The following is a 19,693-nucleotide window of genomic DNA, read 5'->3' as shown; positions in this document are numbered from 1 at the left end:
GACACCCAGGAGCGGCCCTATGAGCGCTGTGACCCCCGCTGGAGGCGACACCGCGGCGGGCCGCTCCTGGCCCGCTCTGCTGAACGGCCTGCTGGAGGGCCGCGACCTCTCCGCGGACGACACGGCCTGGGCGATGGACCTGATCATGCGCGGCGAGGCCACCGACGCGCAGATCGCCGGGTTCGCGGTGGCGCTGCGCGCCAAGGGCGAGACCGTCCAGGAGATCACCGGCCTGGTCCGGACGATGTACGCGCACGCCAACGTCATCGACGTGCCCGGGCGGACCGTCGACATCGTCGGCACCGGAGGCGACGGCGCGAAGACGGTGAACATCTCCACGATGTCGTCGATCGTCATCGCCGGCACCGGGGCGAAGGTCGTCAAGCACGGCAACCGGGCCGCGTCCTCCGCGTCCGGCGCCTCCGACGTTCTTGAGAAGCTCGGCGTCAATCTCGAACTGACCCCGCGGCGGGTGGCCGAGGTCGCCGAGGAGGCCGGGATCACCTTCTGCTTCGCGATCAAGTTCCACCCGGCGCTGCGTCATGTGGCCGCCGCGCGCGGCCAGTTGGGCATCCGCACCACGTTCAACGCCCTCGGCCCGCTGACCAACCCGGCCAGGGTGAAGGCGCAGGCGGTGGGCGTCGCCGACCCGCGGATGGCCCCGCTCATCGCGGGCGTCTTCGCCGAACGCGGCAACTCCTCGCTGGTGTTCCGCGGCGACGACGGCTTCGACGAGCTGACCACGACGTCCACCTCCCGGGTCTGGGTCGTCCGCGACGGCAAGGTCACCGAGGAGACCTTCGACCCGCGGGACGTCGGCATCGAACTGGTCGGGGTGGAGGCGCTGCGCGGCGCCGACCCCTCGTACAACGCGGAGGTCGCGCGCCGGCTGCTGGACGGCGAGAGGGGCCCGGTCCGTGACGCCGTCCTGCTGAACTCCGCGGCGGCCCTGGTGGCGCTGGACCCCTCGGACGCGCCGCTCACCGAGCAGCTCCGCGCCGGCATGGACAAGGCGGCGCAGTCCGTCGACTCCGGCGCGGCCAAGCGCGCGCTGGAGCGCTGGGTGGCCGCCAGCAACGCGTAGCCGGACGTGACGCGGTCCCGCGATCCGGACACGGGTTGCGGGACCGCGAACCCATCGCGTACGTTCCTTGGCAGGTCATGAGTGACAGTCATGAGGCCCCGGCCGACTGTCCGGCAACCCTCCGTCCGTGGCGGGGTGCCCCGGGTGAAGACCAGGCCGTGGGCAGCGAGGTCCTCGGCAAGCGCGGATCCCTCACGCTCTTGAGATGAGCACAGCCCAGGGATCCTGGTCATCGAGGGAGCCTTCCGTGAGCAAGCGAATGCGATAGGGCCGCAGAGCCCCGCCTCCGCACACCCCTTTCACCCCTTTCCCGCGCTTGAGCCGCATCCGCTCGCGTGGTGAATCCGCCTGTCTCTCACGGGAGTTCCGCCATGTCCGTCTCCACCGCTGCCGTCGCCCCGTCGCTTTGTGCCCCGCTGCCCGTTCTGGGCGGGGACGTCACCGTCCCGCTCGTCACGGGCGGCGAAGTCGCCTACGCGGCGCTCGACTACGCGGCCAGCGCCCCCGCCCTCCAGCGCGTCTGGGACGACGTGGCGGCCTACGCGCCGTACTACGGCAGCGTCCACCGCGGCGCCGGCTACCTCTCCCAGCTCTCCACCGACCTGTTCGAGAACGCCCGCCGGACGGTCGCCGAGTTCCTCGACTGCCGCGCCGACGACCAGCTGGTCTTCACCCGCTCCACCACCGACTCCCTGAACCTGCTCGCCGCGGCCCTGCCCGCCGGCTGCCAGGTCTTCGTCTTCGAGACCGAGCACCACGCCTCGCTGCTGCCCTGGCGGGACGCCCGCGTCACCTACCTCGACGCCCCGCGCACCCCGGGCCAGGCCGTCGAGACCCTGGAGCGTGCCCTCGCCGCCCGTGACCCCCAGGGCCCCGCCCTGGTCTGCGTCACCGGCGCCTCCAACGTCACCGGCGAGCTGTGGCCCGTACGGGAGCTGGCCGCCGCCGCCCACGCGCAGGGAGCCCGGATCGTCCTGGACGCCGCCCAGCTGGCCCCCCACCACCCGGTGTCCGTCCGTGACCTGGACGTCGACTGGGTCGCCTTCTCCGGCCACAAGCTGTACGCCCCGTTCGGCTCCGGCGTCCTGGCCGGCCGCGCCGACTGGCTCCGGGCCGCCGACCCCTACCTCGCCGGCGGCGGCGCGAGCCGCAAGGTCACCCGGCGCGAGGACGGGGGAGTGGACGTGGAGTGGCACGACAGCGCCGCCCGCCACGAGGCCGGCTCACCGAACGTCATCGGCGCCTACTCCATCGCGTCGGCCTGCAAGGCCCTCACCGAGGCCGGCTTCGACACGCTGGTCGCCCGCGAGCGGCACCTGATCGCCAAGGTCCGCGAGGGCCTCGCGGACGTCCCCGAGGTCCGGATCCTCTCCCTCTTCGGCGACGACGCCCCGCGGGTCGGCGTGATCTCCTTCGTCGTCGAGGGCTGGAACAGCTCCCACTTCGCCGCCGCCCTCTCCGCCGAGTACGGCATCGGCGTCCGCGACGGCCTCTTCTGCGCCCACCCCCTGGTCCGCACCCTGCTGGGCACGGACCCCGAGACCCAAGGCGAGTGCGGAGCCCCCGAGGCGGCCCCGGGCGAGAAGTCCCTCAACGCCATCAGGGTGAGCTTCGGCGCGGGCACCCCGGACGAGCACGTGGACCGCTTCGTCCACGCGGTGCGGGAACTGGTGACCGAGGGCGCGAAGTGGCAGTACAGGACGGAAGACGGCCGCTGCGTACCGGCGGTGTGACGCAGCGGACGTCGGGGGCGACGCCTTGGGGGCGCGGGGCTGTGTCGATATGCGGCTTCGCCGCGTGGGCGCGACCAGCCACCGCCGGCCGCCGGCCGCGCACGATCCACGCCCCGCAGACGCCTGGGCGAACGCCCTAAGAGTCCAGCCCGATGGCGAACGCGGCCTCGAGGTCGTGCTGGGAGTACGTGCGGAAGGCGACGTGCGTGTCCGTCCCGAGAACACCGGGGATCTTGCTGATCCGCCCCGGGATCACCTCGGCGAGGTCGTCGTGCCGGCGCACCCGCACCATGGCGATCAGGTCGTACGTCCCGGTCACGGAGAACACCTCGCTCACGGACTCCAGTGAGGCGATCGACTCCGCGATCTCGGGAATCCGGTCCACGCTGGTCTTGATGAGGACGATCGCGGTGATCACGGCTGGTTCTCTCCCTCGGGGGACGGAGTCGGGGCGGGTTTCACTCTAGTGGGCACGTTGAACCGGGCCCACGCGTAGCCGAAGCCCAGGCCGAACCCCATCAGGTGCGCCAGGTACGCCACCCCGGGCCCAGGCCCGGCCCGCCCCGCCGCCAGCCACTGCAGCGCCGCCCAGAAGGGCAGCACCACCCACGCGGGGAACCGCAGCGGCAGGAAGAAGAGGAACGGCAGGAGACTGGTCACCCGCGCCCGGGGGAACAGGTACAGGAACCCGCCGAGGATCGCCGAGATCGCCCCGGACGCCCCCACCAGGGGCTGTCCGGAGCCGGCGTTGGCGGCGGCGTACCCCGACAGGGCGAGGTAGCCGCAGCCGAGGAAAAACAGCGAGAACTGCACGCGGCCCATCCGGTGCTCGGTCATCGCCCCGAAGACGTAGAGGAAGAGCATGTTGCCCAGCAGGTGCACCCAGGTCCCGTGGACGAACAGGGCCGTGGCCGGGGTGAGGAGGGCGCGCGGGGAGCCGTCGAACAGGTCGGCCGGGATGACGCCCCAGCGGCGGAAGTAGGCCCGCTGCGCGGCCGCGAGCTCCTCGCCGGAGCCGTACGCGGGATTGAGGCCGGAGGCGGGGCTGATCGCGAAGAGCACACAGCACAGCGCGATCGTTGTGTACGTCACCGGTGCGGCGGGGTGCCGGATCGCCCGGTCCAGAGCCCCGTTCCAGTCGCTGATCATGGACCAGAGCATGACGTAACGGGACGCACACCCCCGTACCGCCTCGCCGCCGTGGACGGATGGGCGGCGAGTACCCGCCAGGCCGTAGGGTTACGAGCCACACGCACAGGGTGCCCCCCGGGGCGTCCGGTGGGTGCCCGACCAGCGGAAGACCGACACTAGAAGGAAGCGGACAGTCACGATGACGGTTCCCCTGCCGACCGCCACGACGCGGTGGCGCTGCACGCTGTGCGGCAATCTCACCCGGTTCGACGTGACGCGCTCGTCGAAGGTCGTCGAGTACGTGCACCTCGATCTGGCGGGTGAGCCGAACGTCGAGGAGCGCGAGGTGGTCAGTGAGACCATCGAGTCGGTGCGGTGCCGCTGGTGCAACGCCGTGGACCAGGTGGAACTCGTCGACAGGCCGGGCGCCGGCTCCTGAGGGAGCAGGGCCCGCACAGCTAGTGGGGTGTGACGGATGGTGGAGAGCGCAGGCGGGGGGCCGGGCGACGGCGCCGCTGAGGTGCTCGACCGTCCGCTGCCCGACGGCGTGCGCCGCCGGGTCGTGCAGATCGTCTCGGACGCCTTCGGCGGGCTGACCGTCGGTGAACTGCCCGCCCAGTTGCGGCAGTACGCCCGGTTCGCCCCGAACCGCCGGGCCAAGTTCGCGGGCAACGCGATGGCGGCCGCGCTGGAGACGGACACGCTGTTCCGGCAGCGCATCGCCGAGAAGTTCAGAGAGGCGCAGCCGGAACTCGCCGGCGCCCTCGACTCCGGCTCGCCGCCCCCGGCCGCGGATCCGCTCGATGTGGCGGCCGCGGCCTACGTACTGCGGCCCGTCGACTGGGTGAAGCTGGTCACGGCTGCCGGCGAGGAGGCGCAGCGCGCGGACGCCGAGCGGGCCGACGAGGAGAGCCGGGCGGAGCTGGAGCGGCTGCGGGAGGAACTCGCGCAGGCCCGTGAGCACACCCGGGCCGAGACCGAGCGGCTGCGCGTCGAGCTGGACGCGGTGAAGAAGGAAGCGGAATCGCTTCAGCGCAAGCTGCGTTCGGCCCTCAGCGACGTCAAGCGGGGTGAGGCGGCGCTGCGCAAGGCGCAGGAACAGGCCGAGGCCCAGCGGGCCGAGGGGCAGGCGCAGGTGTCCGCCGCGGAGAGCGAGTCGCGGCGGCTGAAGGCCCGGCTCGGGGAGGCGGAGGCCGCCCTGGAGGCCGCGCGGCGGGCGGCGCGCGAGGGCCGCAGCGTCGAGGACATGCGGGTGCGGCTGCTGCTGGACACCGTGCTGGACGCGGCCCAAGGGCTGCGCAGGGAACTGGCGTTGCCGCCGGTGTCGGTCCGTCCGGCGCAGACCGTGGACGCGGTCGAACCGGGGCGGATGACCCCGAAGGACATCGCCGCGCGCGCCCTGTCGGAGAACGACCCGGCGATCCTCGACCAGTTGCTCGCGCTGCCGCAGGCCCATCTCGTGGTCGACGGCTACAACGTCACCAAGACCGGCTATCCGCAGATGCCGTTGGAGAAGCAGCGGCTGCGCCTGCTCGGCCAGCTCTCTCAACTCGCCGCCCAGACCGGCGCCGAGGTCACCTGTGTCTTCGACGGGGCCGAACTGGCCGCGCCGGTGCTGCTGGCGCCGCCGCGGGGGGTGCGGGTGCTGTTCTCCAAGCCGGGCGTCACCGCCGACGAGCTCATCCGCCAACTGGTGCGCGCCGAGCCGCCGGGCCGGCCGGTCATCGTCGCCTCGACCGACCGCGAGGTGGCCGACGGGGTCGCCAAGGCGGGGGCGCGGCCTGTCGCTTCTGCGGTACTCCTGAAGCGACTGACCTGAAGGTCAACGTAAAGGTTTAATGCCCGAATTGGCGCAATCATCACGCAACGTAGCGTCAACCGGGCATCACCGCACGTGGATTGAGGTCAAAAAATGCGGTGCGTAACCGAGATTTTTTGGCTCAGGATTTGAAGTGATCACGGGGAGGTCACTAGGGTCTGCCTTCGAACCTCCACACGAGTGATCACTCACAAGAAGGAGTCGTCCTCCGTGGCGTCCCACCGTCGACCCAAGCAGCCGAGCCGCGCACGCGTCACCGTGCTGACCACCGCCGCCGCTGCCGCTGTGGCCCTGAGCTCGCAGGCGGCCAACGCCGCGCCCAGTGAGAAGCCGACCAAGGACGAGGTCAAGGCCAAGGTCGACGCGCTCTACGAGCAGGCCGAGCAGGCCACGGAGAAGTTCAACGGGGCCAAGGAGAAGCAGGAGAAGCTCCAGAAGGAGATCTCCACCATCCAGGACAACGTGGCCCGCGGTCAGGACGAGCTCAACGGGCTCCGCGACAGCATAGGTCTCGCCGCGGCGGCCCAGTACCGCACCGGCTCCATCGACTCCTCCCTCCAGCTCTTCCTGTCGTCCGACCCGGACGACTACCTGGACAAGGCCTCCGCGGCCGACCAGCTCAGCGCCCAGCAGGTCGAGGCGCTGAAGAAGATCCAGGACAAGCAGCGCGAACTCGCCCAGGACCGCGCCGAGGCGTCCGAGAAGCTCAAGGACCTCGCCACCACGCGGACCGAACTGGGCAAGAAGAAGAAGGAAGTCCAGTCCAAGCTGGCCGAGGCGCAGAAGCTGCTCAACACGCTCTCCGCCAAGGAGAAGGCCGCGCTCGCCGCCGCCGACGCCCGCGCCAGCCGTGACGCCGGCGACCGCGTCGACCTCGGCAACACCGCCCCCGCCTCGGGCCGCGCCATGGCCGCCTTCCAGGCCGCGCAGAGCAAGATCGGCTCGCCGTACGTCTACGGCGCCACCGGCCCGTCCTCGTTCGACTGCTCGGGCCTGACCTCCTGGGCCTTCGCCCAGGCGGGCGTCCAGATCCCGCGCATCTCGCAGGACCAGGCCAACGCCGGCACCCGGATCTACTCCCAGTCCGACCTCAAGGTCGGCGACCTGGTCATCTTCTACGGCGACCAGCACCACGTCGGCTTCTACGCGGGCAACGGCCAGGTGCTGCACGCCCCGCGCACCGGCACCGTCGTGCGCTACGAGTCGATCGGCAACATGCCGTTCCAGTTCGGCGTCCGGATCTGAGCGGGCCGGCCGACCAGCCGGCCACCGCCATCAAGATCACGACACCGTGCCGCCCGAACGGGCGAATCGCCACGACGTGAACTGACCCCGCACCCCGCCCATGACCTGCGTCATAGGCGGGGTGTCACGTTGTGTGCCCGCGGAGGTCTTTGGTGGGCCCCCGGTGGCGGGGCTACTGTCTGGCCCGTTCCTCGTCCGCCAGTGGAAGGAGCGCGGCTTCCCGTGGGGTCCCATCGCCGCCTTGCATCGTCCGGGTTCGACCGGGGCGCCTTCGGCGTCCTGTCCGTCGCGACCGCAGCCTTCGGCGCCCTCGCCGCCGTACCGGCCCCCGCCGCACCGCTCGACGACACCCGCGCCGAGGTCGACCGCCTCTACACGCAGGCGGAGAAGGCCACCGAGGCCTTCAACGAGGCGGCGGAGCGCACCGGGACGCTGCGCCGCCAGGTCGGCGAGTCGCAGGACCGGGTCGCCCGTCAGCAGGCGCGCGTCAACGACCTGCGCGAGCGGCTCGGCGCGTTCGCCGGCGCCCAGTACCGCTCCGGGGGCCTCGACCCGGCCCTGGCGCTGCTGTTCTCCGACGACCCGGCCGACTACCTCGACCGGGCCCTGGCCCTCGACCGGATCACCCTCCACCAGGCGGGCGAACTCAAGGATCTCCAGGGCGCGTTGCGTGAACTCGCCCAGGAACGCGCCGAGGCCGTGCGCAGGCTCGGTGAACTCGACAAGAGCCGCAGGGCGGTCGCCGCGCACAAGCGGAGCGTCGAGCAGAAGCTCGCCAGGGCACGGCAGTTGCTGAACTCCCTGCCGTCCGCGGAGCGCGCCGCGTACGACAGGGCCTCCCGGTCAGGCCGCGGCCACCTGTCCGGCCCCGGCGGCGCGGCGGCCTCGGGCCGCGCGGCCGCCGCCCTGGCCGCCGCCCGCTCCGCGCTCGGCAAACCGTACGTCTGGGGCGCCAACGGCCCCACCGGTTTCGACTGTTCGGGCCTCGTGCAGTGGTCCTACGCACAGGCCGGCCTCTCCCTCCCGCGCACCTCGCAGGCCCAGGCGCACGCCGGCCACCGCGTCCCCCTCTCCCAGGCCCGCCCCGGCGACATCGTCACCTACCGCTCCGACGCCAGCCACGTCGGCATGTACGTCGGCGACGGCCAGGTCATCCACGCCCCGTACCCGGGCGCCCCGGTCCGCTACGACCCGGTGGGGATGATGCCGGTGTCCTCGGTCACGCGGCCTTAGCGCTCTGTGCGGCCGGGTGCCGCATGGGGCCCCCGTACGATCGGGGGATGGCCGGGCAGAGGCGAATCCGCGGGGTGCGAACCGTCACCGCCCTGCTGCTCGCCCTCCTCGTGGGCTGCGGCGGGGCGCACCCGCCCGCGGACACCGCGCAGGACACCGCGCAGCGCCTGCTCGACCGCCGCGCGGCGGCCGTCCTGGCCCACGACGCCGACGCCTACGCCGCCACCGGCGAGCGCGCCGGGTACGCCCGCCTGCGGTCCCTGCCGCTGGCCTCCTGGTCCTACCGGGTCACCTCGGCCCGCAGTGACGGGGACTCCCTCACCGCCGAGGCGGAGCTCAGCTACCGCGTCGACGGCTACGACCGGGCCCCGGTGACCGCCGCCCGCACCCTGCGCCTGGCCCGCACCGCCGCCGGGACCTGGGCGGTGGCCTCGGAGCGGCCCGCGCCGAAGGCCGGCGCACAGCTGTGGGACCAGGGCGCGGTGACCGTCGCCCGGGGCGCGCACAGCCTGGTCCTCGGCGTCGGCCGCACCGGCGGGCAGCTGCGGGCCTTCGCCGACCTGGCCGACCGCGCGGTCCCGGCGGTCTCGGCGGCCTGGGGCGAGGACTGGGCGGGGCACGTCGTCGTCCTCGTGCCTGGGTCGCTGGACGGCATGGCGGCGCTGCTCGGCTCGCCGGCCGCCTCCTACCGGGGGATCGCCGCCGTCACCACGGGCGAGACAGGCGGCGCGCCCCGGGCCCCCGCGGACCGGATCATCGTCAACCCCGACGCCTACGGCGTCCTCGGCCCCGTGGGCCGGCAGGTCGTGCTCACCCACGAGACCGCGCACGTCGCCACCCGGGCCCACACCGGCCCGGCGACCCCGCTGTGGCTGTCCGAGGGGTACGCGGACTGGGTCGGCTACCGCGGCACCGGCCGCACCCCGTCCCAGGTGGCCCCCGAACTGCAGAAGGCGGTCACCAAGGGCCGCACCCCGACGGCCCTGCCCGCCGACGAGGACTTCGCCTTCACCGGCGACGCGACCCGGCTGGCCCGCGCCTACGAGTCCGGCTGGCTGGCCTGCCGTCTGATCGCCGCCCACTGGGGCGAGGCGCGCCTCGACGCCTTCTACCGCGCCGTCGGAGCCCACCCCCGGCGCACGGACGCACTGGAACAGGCGATGAAGTCCACCCTGAGCACCACCCCCGAGGCCTTCACCGCGACCTGGCGGACCTACGCGGAGGAGCAGCTCGGCTGAACCGGCCGGCGGTTGGATAGGGTCGGCGGCGATGGACAAGACCCTGATCGTGACGAACGACTTTCCGCCCCGGCCGGGGGGGATCCAGGCGTTCCTGCACAACATGGCGCTCCGTCTCGACCCCGAGCGGATCGTCGTCTACGCGTCCACCTGGAAGCGGGGCCGGGAGGGCGTCGAGGCGACGGCCGCCTTCGACGCCGAGCAGCCCTTCACCGTCGTCCGCGACGCGACGACGATGCTGCTGCCCACGCCCGCCGCGACCCGGCGGGCCGTCGGGCTGCTCCGGGAGCACGGGTGCACCTCGGTGTGGTTCGGGGCGGCCGCGCCGCTCGGGCTGATGGCGCCCGCGCTGCGCCGGGCCGGGGCGCGCCGGCTGGTCGCCACCACGCACGGCCACGAGGCCGGCTGGGCCCAGCTGCCGGCCGCGCGGCAGCTGCTCGGGAGGATCGGGGACACCACCGACACGATCACCTATCTGGGGGAGTACACGCGCTCGCGGATCGCGACCGCACTGAGTGCCGAGGCCGCGGCACGCATGGTGCAGCTGCCGCCGGGCGTCGACGAGAAGACCTTCCACCCCGGCTCCGGCGGCGACGAGGTGCGGGCGCGCCTCGGCCTCACCGACCGGCCGGTCGTCGTCTGCGTCTCCCGTCTCGTCCCGCGCAAGGGACAGGACACGCTGATCCGGGCGCTGCCCCGGATCCTGGCCGCCGAGCCCGAGACGGTGCTGCTGATCGTCGGCGGCGGGCCGTACGAGAAGGACCTGCGCCGGCTGGCGCACGAGCGGGGCGTCGCCGGCTCGGTGCGCTTCACCGGTTCGGTGCCCTGGTCGGAGCTGCCCGCGCACTACGGTGCCGGCGACGTCTTCGCCATGCCGTGCCGCACCCGCCGCGGCGGACTCGACGTGGAGGGCCTCGGCATCGTCTACCTGGAGGCGTCCGCGACCGGGCTGCCCGTGGTCGCCGGCGACTCCGGCGGCGCGCCCGACGCCGTCCTCGACGGGGAGACCGGCTGGGTCGTCCGCGGCGACTCCCCCGAGGACGCCGCCGACCGGATCGTCCCCCTCCTCGCCGACGAGGAGCTGCGCCGCAGCATGGGCGAGCGCGGCCGGCGGTGGGTCGAGGAGAAGTGGCGCTGGGACCTGCTGGCGGATCGGCTGAAAGACCTGTTGTAGAACCGGCGCGACCTCTGGCGGTATGCGAAGAAACCGCCCATGCTGCGCACATGACACCAAAACTGATCCAACGTCAGCTGACGAGACGTCAAATCCTTGGAATGGCCGCCCTTCAGACGGCGGCCACCCTCGGATTCACCCGCGTAGGCCTCGCCTCCGCCCACTCCGCCGAGCCCGACGCGGTCGACTCCGCGCCCGCCATCGTGGTCGGCTCCGGCTACGGCGCCGCCGTGGCCGCCCTCCGTCTCGGCCAGGCCGGCATCCGCACCCTCGTCCTGGAGATGGGCCGCCTGTGGAACACCGCCGGCCCCGACGGCAAGGTCTTCTGCTCCACCATCGCCCCCGACCAGCGCTCCATGTGGTTCCGCACCCGCACCGAGGCCCCGCTCGCCAGCTTCCTCTGGCTGGACGTCGTCAACAAGGACATCAGCGCCTACCCCGGCGTCCTGGACCGCGTGCACTTCGCGAACATGTCCGTGTACGTCGGACGCGGCGTCGGCGGCGGCTCGCTCGTCAACGGCGGGATGGCGGTCACCCCGCTGCGGTCCTACTTCGCCGAGCAGTTCCCGACGGTCGACGTCAACGAGATGTACGGCACCTACTTCCCGCGCGCCCGTTCGATGCTCGGCGTCAACTCGGTCGACCCCGCCTGGTTCGAGTCCACCGACTGGTACCGGTTCACCCGGGTCTCCCGCAAGCACGCCCAGAACGCCGGCCTGAAGACCGCCTTCGTTCCCAACGTCTACGACTTCGGCTACATGCGGCGCGAGGCGGACGGCACGGCCACCAAGTCGGCGCTCGGCGGCGAGGTCATCTACGGCAACAACCAGGGCAAGCGCAGCCTCGACAAGACGTACATCGCCGCCGCGCTCGGCACCGGCAACGTCACCGTGCACACCCTGGAGAAGGTCCGCGCGGTCAGCCGCGCCGCCGACGGCACGTACGTCCTCACCGCCGACCGCATCGACGTGACCGGGAAGGTCGTGGAGACCAAGCAGTACGGCTGCACCTACCTCTTCCTCGGCGGCGGCAGCGTCGGCACCAGCGAACTCCTCGTGCGCGCACGGGAGACGGGCACGCTGCCCGCGCTCGACGCGAGCGTCGGGGCCGGCTGGGGAACCAACGGCAACGTGATGCTGGGGCGGGCCAACCACCTGTGGGACACCGTCGGCGCCAACCAGTCGACCATGCCGGTCATGGGCATCGACGACTGGGCCAACACCGCCAACCCCGTCTTCGCGGAGATCGCCCCGCTGCCCACGGGCCTGGAGCACTGGGTCAGTCTCTACCTGGCGATCACCAAGAACCCCCAGCGCGCCGCGTTCACCTACGACAGCGCTTCGGGCGGTGTGAAACTGGGCTGGTCGGCGGCGCAGAGCGCCGTCTCGGTCGGCATGGCGAAGAAACTGTTCGACCGGATCAACTCGGCGAACTCCACCATCTACCGCTACGACCTGTTCGGCTCACCGAGCAAGGTCTTCGCCGACGACTTCACCTACCACCCCCTGGGCGGCTGCGTGCTGGGGAAGGCGACCGACGACTACGGCCGGGTGAAGGGGTATTCGAAGCTCTACGTCACCGACGGCTCGCTCGTGCCCGGGTCGATCGGGGTGAACCCGTTCGTCACCATCACCGCGCTCGCCGAACGCACGATGGCGCGGGTCCTCGCCGAGGACACCGCGCCATGACCCGCACCCCGAGCGCCTGATGACACTCCGTCAGGAGGGCTGAGAAGACCGCTACTTGGCGTAGATCGCCTCGATCTCCGCCGCGTAGTCCTTCGCCACGACGTTGCGCTTGAGCTTCAGCGACGGCGTGAGGTGGCCCGAGTCCTCCGTGAACTGGGAGGAGAGAATGCGGAACTTCCGCACCGATTCCGCCTTCGACACCGCGGCGTTGCCGTCGTCGATCGCCGTCTGGACCGCGGCCAGCAGGTCCGCGTCCTCGCACAGCGACGCCGCGGTGGACCCGGCCGGCTTGCCGTGGTCGGCGGCCCAGCGGTCCAGGAACTCCTCGTCGAGGGTGACCAGCGCGCCCACGAACGGCCGCCCGTCGCCCACCACCATGCACTCCGCGACCAGCGCGTGCGCCCGGATGCGGTCCTCGATCACGGCCGGTGCGACGTTCTTGCCGCCCGCGGTGACGATGATCTCCTTCTTGCGGCCCGTGATGCTGAGGTAGCCGTCCTCGTCCAGGGTGCCGATGTCACCGGTGTGGAACCAGCCGTCGGCCAGCGCCTCCGCCGTCGCCCCGGGGTTGTTCCAGTACTCCTTGAACAGGTGCTCGCCGTGCAGCAGCACCTCGCCGTCGTCCGCGATGCGCACCACCGAGCCCGGCAGCGGCTGCCCGACCGTGCCGATCTTCTGCCGGTCCCAGGGGTTGAACGCGGTCGCCGCACACGACTCCGTCAGGCCGTAGCCCTCCAGGACGGTGAAGCCGATGCCGCGGAAGAAGTGGCCGAGACGCTCGCCCAGCGGCGCGCCGCCGGAGATCGCGTACTCGCCCCGGCCGCCCAGCACCGCGCGCAGCTTGCTGTAGACCAGCCGGTCGAAGACCTTGTGCTTGATCCGCAGGCCGATCGACGGACCCGAGGGCAGGTCCATCGCCCGGCTGTACGCGATCGCGGTGTCCGCCGCCTTGTCGAAGATCGCGCCCTTGCCGTCCGCCTGCGCCTTCGCCCGCGCCGAGTTGTAGACCTTCTCGAAGACGCGCGGCACGCCCAGGATCAACGTCGGCCGGAAGGAGGCCAGTTCGTCGGTGAGGTTCTTGATGTCCGGGACGGTGCCCAGCTTGATCGGCGCCATCATCGGGGCGATCTGCACCAGCCGGCCGAAGACGTGCGCGAGGGGGAGGAAGAGCAGGACGCTGCACTCGCCGGTGCGGAACAGCGGCCGCAGCCGCTCCACGATGTTGCCGCACTCGGCGAAGAAGCTGCGGTGGCTCAGGACACAGCCCTTGGGGCGCCCGGTCGTGCCCGAGGTGTAGACGATGGTGGCCGGATCGTCGGCCTTGGCGAGCGAGCTGCGCTCCTCGACCGCCGCGTCGGAGACGTCCCTGCCGAGCTGCCCGAGCTCCTCCACGCCCCCCTTCTCGATCTGCCACACGTGCTTGAGGGCGGGCAGCGTGTCCCGCACCGACTCCACGGCGGCGGCGTGCGCGTCCAGCTCCACCACGACCGCGGTGGCGCCCGAGTCGGAGAGGATCCAGCCCACCTGCTCCGGCGAACTGGTCTCGTACACCGGCACGGTCACCGCGCCCGCGCACCAGATGGCGAAGTCGAGCAGCGTCCACTCGTAGCGGGTGCGCGACATCAGGCCGACCCGGTCGCCCGGCTGGACGCCGGCGGCGATGAGGCCCTTCGCCGCGGCGTGCACCTCGGCCAGGAACGCCGTGGCAGACACGTCCTGCCAGACGCCGCCCGCCTTGCGGGCGATGACGGCGACGTCAGGGTGCTGCGCGGCGTTTCTGCGGACGATGTCGGTCAGATTGCCGTCCGCGGGGACCTCGTACAAAGCCGGAAGGCTGAACTCGCGCAAGACTGCTGCTCCTCATAGGGCGCCGGCGCCACGACGTTGTGCGATGCGACGGTGCGGTCCAAGGCTCGGGCAGTGCCCAGATCCGCCGACGGGCGGGGACCCGTTGGCCGAAACCTGAGCACGACTGGACTGCCCGGACGTTACCCGCCGGTATGGCTTCTTTGACAGGGGGGCCCGGCGAGATGTTCGCTGCGTCACACAGATTGGTGTTTCCTCGCGCACAGTAGTCCACCGCTTTACTAACTGGCCAGTAACCGGTATTCCGGCCGCCACTGTTCACAGGCGCGCCGCGCCTTCTACCCTTGATCGCCATGGCACCCACACCGTCCGGCAGCGGCAGGACACGCATCCACGTGGTCAGCGACGTGCACGGCAACGCGCGCGACCTGGCCCGCGCCGGGGAGGGCGCGGACGCCCTGATCTGCCTCGGCGACCTGGTGCTCTTCCTGGACTACGCCGACCACTCCCGCGGGATCTTCCCCGACCTCTTCGGCGTCGAGAACGCCGACCGGCTCGTCGAACTGCGCACCGCCCGCCGCTTCGAGGAGGCGCGGGAGCTCGGGGCGCGGCTGTGGGCGGGCGTCGGCGAGGACCGGGCCGCGGTGATCGAACGAGGGGTGCGCAAGCAGTACGCCGAGATGTTCGCGGCGTTCCCCACTCCTACGTACGCGACCTACGGCAACGTCGACATCCCCCGGCTGTGGCCCGAGTTCGCCGGTGAGGGGACGACGGTGCTGGACGGGCAGCGGGTCGAGATCGGCGGCTGGGTCTTCGGCTTCGTGGGCGGGGGCCTGAAGACGCCCATGCGCACGCCGTACGAGATCGGCGACGAGGAGTACGCGGCGAAGATCGAGGCCGTCGGCGAGGTCGACGTGCTGTGCACGCACATCCCGCCGGAGGTGCCGGACCTCGTCTACGACACCGTCGCGCGCCGCTTCGAGCGGGGCAGCCGGGCGCTGCTGGACGCGATCCGCAGAACCCGCCCCCGGTACTCCCTCTTCGGCCACGTCCACCAGCCGCTGGCGCGCCGGATGCGGATCGGGCCCACCGAGTGCGTCAACGTGGGGCACTTCGCCGGCGCCGGAAAGCCGTGGGCGCTGGAGTTCTGACGGGGCGCTACGAGGGTGGGGTGACAACGGCGCGGCGCACGCGCGGTAGCCTTCACGCTGCACACACGGACCGCGTCTGGAGGAGCCGGGGCGATGGCGGAGCACACCAGTTCGAGCATCACGATCGAGGCGGCGCCGGCCGAGGTCATGGGAGTGATCGCCGACTTCGCCCGCTACCCCGAGTGGACCGGCGAGGTGAAGGAGGCCGAGGTGCTCGCCTCCGACGCGCAGGGGCGCGCCGAGCAGGTCCGCCTCGTCATGGACGCGGGCGCGATCAAGGACGACCAGGTCCTCGCGTACACCTGGACCGGCGAGCACGAGGTGTCGTGGACGCTGGTGAAGTCCCAGATGCTGCGCTCCCTCGACGGCTCGTACCTGCTCAAGCCGGCCGGCGCGGGGGCGACCGAGGTGACGTACGTCCTCACCGTGGACGTCAAGATCCCCATGCTCGGGATGATCAAGCGCAAGGCCGAGAAGGTCATCATCGACCGGGCCCTTGCCGGCCTGAAGAAGCGGGTCGAGTCCGGCAAGTAGCGGGCCTCCCCGGCCGCGTCGGCCCACCGGGCCGATCCGGCCGGCCCCGCCCGGTTCACCGGGCGCCCGGGAGGAAGCTGATCGTCCGTTACCGTTCAGCCTCATGCGCACCCTCCTGATCACCGGCCCGGGCGGCAGCGGACGCACCACCGTCGCCGCCGCCACCGCGCTGAAGGCGGCCGGCCGCGGCGCCGAGGTCCTCGTCCTGAGCGCGGACCGCGCCGACACCCTGGGCGCCGCCCTCGGCGCGCCGACAGGAGCCGCGCCGACCCGGATCACGCCCCACCTCACCGCCTGGCGCCCCGACGCGGCCGCCGGCTTCCGGGACGACCTCGCCGCCTTCCAGGACCGTGCCTCCACCGTCCTCGACCTGCTCGGCGCCTCCCGCCTCGACCCGGAGGAGGTCACCCCCCTCCCCGGCGCCGAGGAGCTCACCCTCCTGCGCGCCCTGCGCGACGCCGCCCTCGCCGAGACCCACGACCTCCTGGTCGTCGACCTCCCGCCCACCCCGCAGGCCCTCGCGCTCCTCGCCCTCCCGGAGGAACTGCGCCGCTACCTCCGCCGCCTGCTCCCCCCGGAACGCCAGGCAGCCCGCGCCCTGCGCCCCGTCCTCGGCCGCCTCGCCGGCGTTCCCATGCCCGCCGAGTGGCTGTACGAGACGACAGCCCGCTGGGATCTGGAACTGGCCGCCGTCCAGGCCGTCCTCGCCGACCGCGGCACCTCCGTGCGCCTGGTCGCCGAGCCCGGACCGGCCGGCGAGGACGCCGTGCGCGACGCCCGCCTCGGCCTCGCCCTGCGCGCACTGCCCGTCGAGTCCCTCGTCGCCAACCGCGTCCTGCCCGAGGAGGCGGCCGACGGCGGCGGCCTCCTCGCCCGGCTCGTCTCCCAGCAGCGCAAGACCCTCGTGGACTGGGGCGAGGCCCGCCCCGTCGCCCACCTCGGCCACGACCCCCGCGGCGAGGACGACCTCACCGCGCTCGCCGTGCCCGACGTCAACGCGGGCGTCCCCCCGGTCGAGTGGCCCGTCGCCGACCGGGTCGCACAGGACGGCGTCCTCGTCTGGCACATCCCCCTGCCCGGCGCCATACGCGACGATCTCGACCTCGTCCGGCGCGGCGACGAACTCGTCGTCACCGTCGGCCCGTTCCGCCGGATCGTGCCGCTGCCGTCCGCGCTGCGCCGCTGCACCGTCGACGGGGCCGCCCTGCGCGACGGCGAACTGCGCGTTCGGTTCGCGCCGGATCCCGGGCTGTGGCCGCCGGCACGGTGAACGGCATACCGCCGTTCGGGTAACGTCGTAAGGACGAACCGTAGTCAGGAGCCGTCATGAGCGAAGAGCGCCCCACAGGCGACGCCGACGAGGGCTCGGGACGGACGCGCGCCACCGACGCCGACGCCTGGGCCACCGCCTGCGCCGAGGACCTCGCCGAGGAACGGGCCCGCCGCCGGGCCCAGCACGGCCCGCCGCCCGGCTCGGCCGCCGAGGAGCTGCGCAAGCTCGTCGAATCGGTCGCCGACCGGCTCTCCGGGCTCCAGTCCCCGCTGCTCGGCGCGGTCGCCGGACCCGCCGCCCAGCAGGTCGTGCGCCAGGTCGTCCAGCAGGCCAAGGCCGCCGTCGAACCCGTCATCGAGCGCAACCCGGACGTCTTCGACCACCTCGCCGCGGCCGGCGGCGAACTGCTCGCCGCCTACCGCTCCGCCGTCCAGCACCAGGAGCAGCGCTGGACGGCCCGGACGAGCGACCCGAGCCGCCCCTTCGGCGGCCCCGACGCCCCCCGCGGCGACGGCGGCGACGACCCCGGCCCGACCCAGCGCATCGACTTGGACTGACCCCACTCGGGTACGGTTGGCCGTAGCGGGGCTCGACCGAAACTGAGGGATTCATGGGACTCACCATCGGCGTCGACATCGGCGGCACGAAGATCGCGGCCGGCGTGGTCGACGAGGAAGGCAACATCCTCTCGACCTTCAAGGTGCCGACCCCCTCCACGCCGGAGGCCATCGTGGACGCCATCGCCTCGGCGGTGGAGGGCGCGCGCGCCGGCCACGAGATCGTCGGCGTGGGCATCGGAGCGGCCGGCTACGTCAACCGGCAGCGCTCCACCGTCTACTTCGCCCCCAACATCGACTGGCGCAACGAACCGCTCAAGGACAAGGTCGAAGCACGCGTCGGCCTCCCGGTCGTCGTCGAGAACGACGCCAACGCGGCCGCCTGGGGCGAGTACAAGTTCGGCGCGGGCAAGGGCCACCGCAACGTCATCTGCATCACGCTCGGCACCGGCCTCGGCGGCGGCATCATCATCGGCAACAAGCTGCGCCGCGGCCACTTCGGCGTGGCCGCCGAGTTCGGCCACATCCGCATGGTGCCCGACGGCCTGCTGTGCGGCTGCGGCTCACAGGGCTGCTGGGAGCAGTACGCCTCCGGCCGCGCCCTCGTGCGGTACGCCAAGCAGCGCGCCAACGCCACCCCCGAGCGCGCCGAGGTCCTGCTCGGCCTCGGCGACGGCACGCCCGACGGCATCGAGGGCAAGCACATCTCCATGGCCGCCCGTCAGGGCGACCTGGTCGCCGTCGACTCCTACCGCGAGCTGGCCCGCTGGGCCGGCGCCGGTCTCGCCGACCTCGCCTCCCTCTTCGACCCGTCCGCGTTCATCGTCGGCGGCGGCCTCTCCGACGAGGGCGACCTGGTCCTGGACCCGATCCGCAAGTCGTACCGGCGCTGGCTGGTCGGCGGCAACTGGCGCCCGGTCGCCGACGTGATCGCGGCCCAGCTCGGCAACGAGGCGGGCCTGGTCGGCGCCGCGGACCTGGCCCGCGAACCCGACCCGGTCATGTAGCGAACCCCGCCGCGGGAAGGGGCGCGGGGCGTGCGGACGCGCACGCCTCGCGCCCTCGCGCATCGGGCGTAAATTGTGCTTCAGGGGTCCTTGCGCTGTGCCCGTCCGGGTCGCGCGGTCTGGCACCGCACCTCGCCGCGTTGCCGAAGCCCCCTGGTGGCTCCGCTACCAGCGACCTCCGGCGCCTTGCGATGCACGGCACCAGATCACGCGCCCTGATCGGACGCTCATAGCGCAAGGACCCCTTATGACGCAGCTCCCCAACTCGCGCACGGAGCCCGACGGTTCGCCCATCATCCGCGTCCTCTCCTACAACATCCGCTCGATGAGGGACGACACCGACGCCCTCGCCCGCGTCATCACCGCCTGCGCCCCCGACCTGGTCCTCGTCCAGGAAAGCCCGATCTTCTTCCGCTGGCGCAAGCAGCTGGCCCGCCTCGCCTCGGCCACCGATCTGGTGATCCTCACCGGCGGCGGCACGGCCGCGGGCCCCGCCGTGCTCTGCTCGCTGCGGGCCACCGTCGAGCACACCGAGGACGTGCTGCTGCCCCGCACCCCCGGCCGTCACCGCCGGGGCTTCGCCACCGCCGTGGTCCGCTTCGCGGGCGCCCGGCTCGGCGTCCTCGGCTGCCATCTGAGCCTGCACGCGGACGAGCGGTACGAGCAGGGCGGGATGCTCCTCGACCGGCTCGCCGGGATGGGCGTGGAGCACGCCGTCGCGGGCGGCGACCTCAACGAGCGGCCCGGCGGCCCCACGTTCCGGCGTCTGGCCGGCACCCTGCTCGACTGCCGGGCCACCGCCCCCTGGGGTGCCGAGCTCACCTTCCCCGCGGCAGCCCCCGACCGCCGTATCGACGCCGTCTTCGCGACGAAGGGGATCGAGGTGCTCGGCTGCGGGGTGCCCGTCGGGCTGCCCGGGATCAGCGAGGCCGACCTGCGGGCCGCCACGGACCACCTCCCGGTCCTGGCGGCGCTCCGCGTGCCCGCCGCATGACGCCAGGACCATTCCGGACCTGACAG

18 protein-coding genes and 1 riboswitch are annotated in these 19,693 nt (G+C 72.6%); of the genes, 15 read left to right on the top strand and 3 right to left on the bottom strand.

Annotated elements, in window-relative coordinates; genetic code table 11:
- The first annotated feature begins 19 nt into the window (after positions 1-19).
- Positions 20-1,084 (top strand): anthranilate phosphoribosyltransferase, encoded by a 1,065-nt coding sequence (gene trpD, locus ACFYXA_RS14665; protein WP_352246340.1) that lies wholly within the window; start codon positions 20-22, stop codon positions 1,082-1,084.
- Between the two features lie 73 nt (positions 1,085-1,157).
- A riboswitch (SAM riboswitch) is annotated at positions 1,158-1,274 on the top strand.
- A gap of 181 nt (positions 1,275-1,455) precedes the next feature.
- Positions 1,456-2,817: an aminotransferase class V-fold PLP-dependent enzyme gene (locus tag ACFYXA_RS14660; RefSeq protein WP_389032457.1), complete on the top strand. Its 1,362-nt coding sequence runs from the start codon at positions 1,456-1,458 to the stop codon at positions 2,815-2,817.
- A gap of 136 nt (positions 2,818-2,953) precedes the next feature.
- On the opposite strand, the gene ACFYXA_RS14655 is transcribed toward ACFYXA_RS14660, so the two are convergent.
- Together ACFYXA_RS14655 and ACFYXA_RS14650 are read right to left on the bottom strand one after the other, a co-directional pair.
- Positions 2,954-3,235 carry an Lrp/AsnC family transcriptional regulator gene (locus tag ACFYXA_RS14655; RefSeq protein ID WP_130437162.1) on the bottom strand — a complete coding sequence of 94 codons (282 nt, stop codon included), beginning with the start codon at positions 3,233-3,235 and terminating at the stop codon, positions 2,954-2,956.
- The gene (locus ACFYXA_RS14650) at positions 3,232-3,966 is read right to left on the bottom strand and encodes a rhomboid family intramembrane serine protease (RefSeq protein ID WP_352246363.1); all 735 of its coding nucleotides are present in this window, start codon (positions 3,964-3,966) and stop codon (positions 3,232-3,234) included. Before ACFYXA_RS14650 ends, ACFYXA_RS14655 begins: the two co-directional genes overlap by 4 nt.
- 181 nt (positions 3,967-4,147) lie before the next feature.
- Here ACFYXA_RS14650 and ACFYXA_RS14645 point away from each other — a divergent pair, with 181 nt between their 5' ends.
- The 7 genes from ACFYXA_RS14645 to ACFYXA_RS14615 all read left to right on the top strand — a co-directional run bounded on the left by ACFYXA_RS14645 (position 4,148) and on the right by ACFYXA_RS14615 (position 12,345).
- Positions 4,148-4,387 carry a hypothetical protein gene (locus ACFYXA_RS14645; RefSeq protein WP_020939540.1) on the top strand — a complete coding sequence of 80 codons (240 nt, stop codon included), beginning with the start codon at positions 4,148-4,150 and terminating at the stop codon, positions 4,385-4,387.
- A gap of 36 nt (positions 4,388-4,423) precedes the next feature.
- On the top strand, positions 4,424-5,767 hold the full coding sequence (locus tag ACFYXA_RS14640; RefSeq protein WP_351334350.1) for an NYN domain-containing protein: 1,344 nt from the start codon (positions 4,424-4,426) through the stop codon (positions 5,765-5,767).
- A gap of 210 nt (positions 5,768-5,977) precedes the next feature.
- Complete coding sequence (locus ACFYXA_RS14635) at positions 5,978-7,012, top strand: NlpC/P60 family protein (RefSeq protein WP_351093280.1); 1,035 nt, start codon at positions 5,978-5,980, stop codon at positions 7,010-7,012.
- Positions 7,013-7,234: 222 nt separating this feature from the next.
- Complete coding sequence (locus ACFYXA_RS14630; protein WP_389032452.1) at positions 7,235-8,245, top strand: NlpC/P60 family protein; 1,011 nt, start codon at positions 7,235-7,237, stop codon at positions 8,243-8,245.
- Positions 8,246-8,292: 47 nt separating this feature from the next.
- Positions 8,293-9,483, top strand: a complete 1,191-nt coding sequence (locus ACFYXA_RS14625; RefSeq protein ID WP_389032449.1) for a hypothetical protein — start codon at positions 8,293-8,295, stop codon at positions 9,481-9,483.
- Positions 9,484-9,514: 31 nt separating this feature from the next.
- A complete protein-coding gene (locus tag ACFYXA_RS14620; RefSeq protein WP_389032446.1) occupies positions 9,515-10,657 on the top strand; it encodes a glycosyltransferase family 4 protein in 1,143 nt (380 codons plus the stop codon).
- 101 nt (positions 10,658-10,758) lie between these two features.
- Entirely contained in the window at positions 10,759-12,345 is a 1,587-nt protein-coding gene (locus ACFYXA_RS14615; RefSeq protein WP_389032443.1) for a GMC oxidoreductase, read from the top strand.
- 51 nt (positions 12,346-12,396) lie between these two features.
- Here ACFYXA_RS14615 and ACFYXA_RS14610 read toward each other — a convergent pair whose 3' ends face one another.
- Positions 12,397-14,193, bottom strand: coding sequence for an AMP-binding protein (locus ACFYXA_RS14610; protein WP_352246334.1), 1,797 nt, complete (start codon positions 14,191-14,193; stop codon positions 12,397-12,399).
- A 353-nt stretch (positions 14,194-14,546) separates the two neighbouring features.
- Here ACFYXA_RS14610 and ACFYXA_RS14605 point away from each other — a divergent pair, with 353 nt between their 5' ends.
- The 6 genes from ACFYXA_RS14605 to ACFYXA_RS14580 all read left to right on the top strand — a co-directional run bounded on the left by ACFYXA_RS14605 (position 14,547) and on the right by ACFYXA_RS14580 (position 19,667).
- Positions 14,547-15,302: a metallophosphoesterase gene (locus ACFYXA_RS14605; protein WP_389033396.1), complete on the top strand. Its 756-nt coding sequence runs from the start codon at positions 14,547-14,549 to the stop codon at positions 15,300-15,302.
- 93 nt (positions 15,303-15,395) lie between these two features.
- Positions 15,396-15,836 carry an SRPBCC family protein gene (locus tag ACFYXA_RS14600; protein ID WP_130437173.1) on the top strand — a complete coding sequence of 147 codons (441 nt, stop codon included), beginning with the start codon at positions 15,396-15,398 and terminating at the stop codon, positions 15,834-15,836.
- A 103-nt stretch (positions 15,837-15,939) separates the two neighbouring features.
- Positions 15,940-17,106, top strand: a complete 1,167-nt coding sequence (locus ACFYXA_RS14595) for an ArsA family ATPase (protein WP_389032439.1) — start codon at positions 15,940-15,942, stop codon at positions 17,104-17,106.
- Positions 17,107-17,162: 56 nt separating this feature from the next.
- On the top strand, positions 17,163-17,666 hold the full coding sequence (locus tag ACFYXA_RS14590; RefSeq protein ID WP_352246331.1) for a DUF5304 domain-containing protein: 504 nt from the start codon (positions 17,163-17,165) through the stop codon (positions 17,664-17,666).
- A 53-nt stretch (positions 17,667-17,719) separates the two neighbouring features.
- Positions 17,720-18,673 (top strand): ROK family glucokinase, encoded by a 954-nt coding sequence (locus ACFYXA_RS14585; protein WP_351093264.1) that lies wholly within the window; start codon positions 17,720-17,722, stop codon positions 18,671-18,673.
- Between the two features lie 247 nt (positions 18,674-18,920).
- The gene (locus ACFYXA_RS14580; protein ID WP_389032434.1) at positions 18,921-19,667 is read left to right on the top strand and encodes an endonuclease/exonuclease/phosphatase family protein; all 747 of its coding nucleotides are present in this window, start codon (positions 18,921-18,923) and stop codon (positions 19,665-19,667) included.
- The last annotated feature ends 26 nt before the right edge of the window (positions 19,668-19,693 follow it).

Source organism: Streptomyces sp. NPDC002566, assembly GCF_042889585.1.
GTDB lineage: Bacteria > Actinomycetota > Actinomycetes > Streptomycetales > Streptomycetaceae > Streptomyces.
The sequence above is the reverse complement of the archived record's forward strand: the minus strand, read 5'-3'. Positions and strand labels throughout refer to the sequence as shown.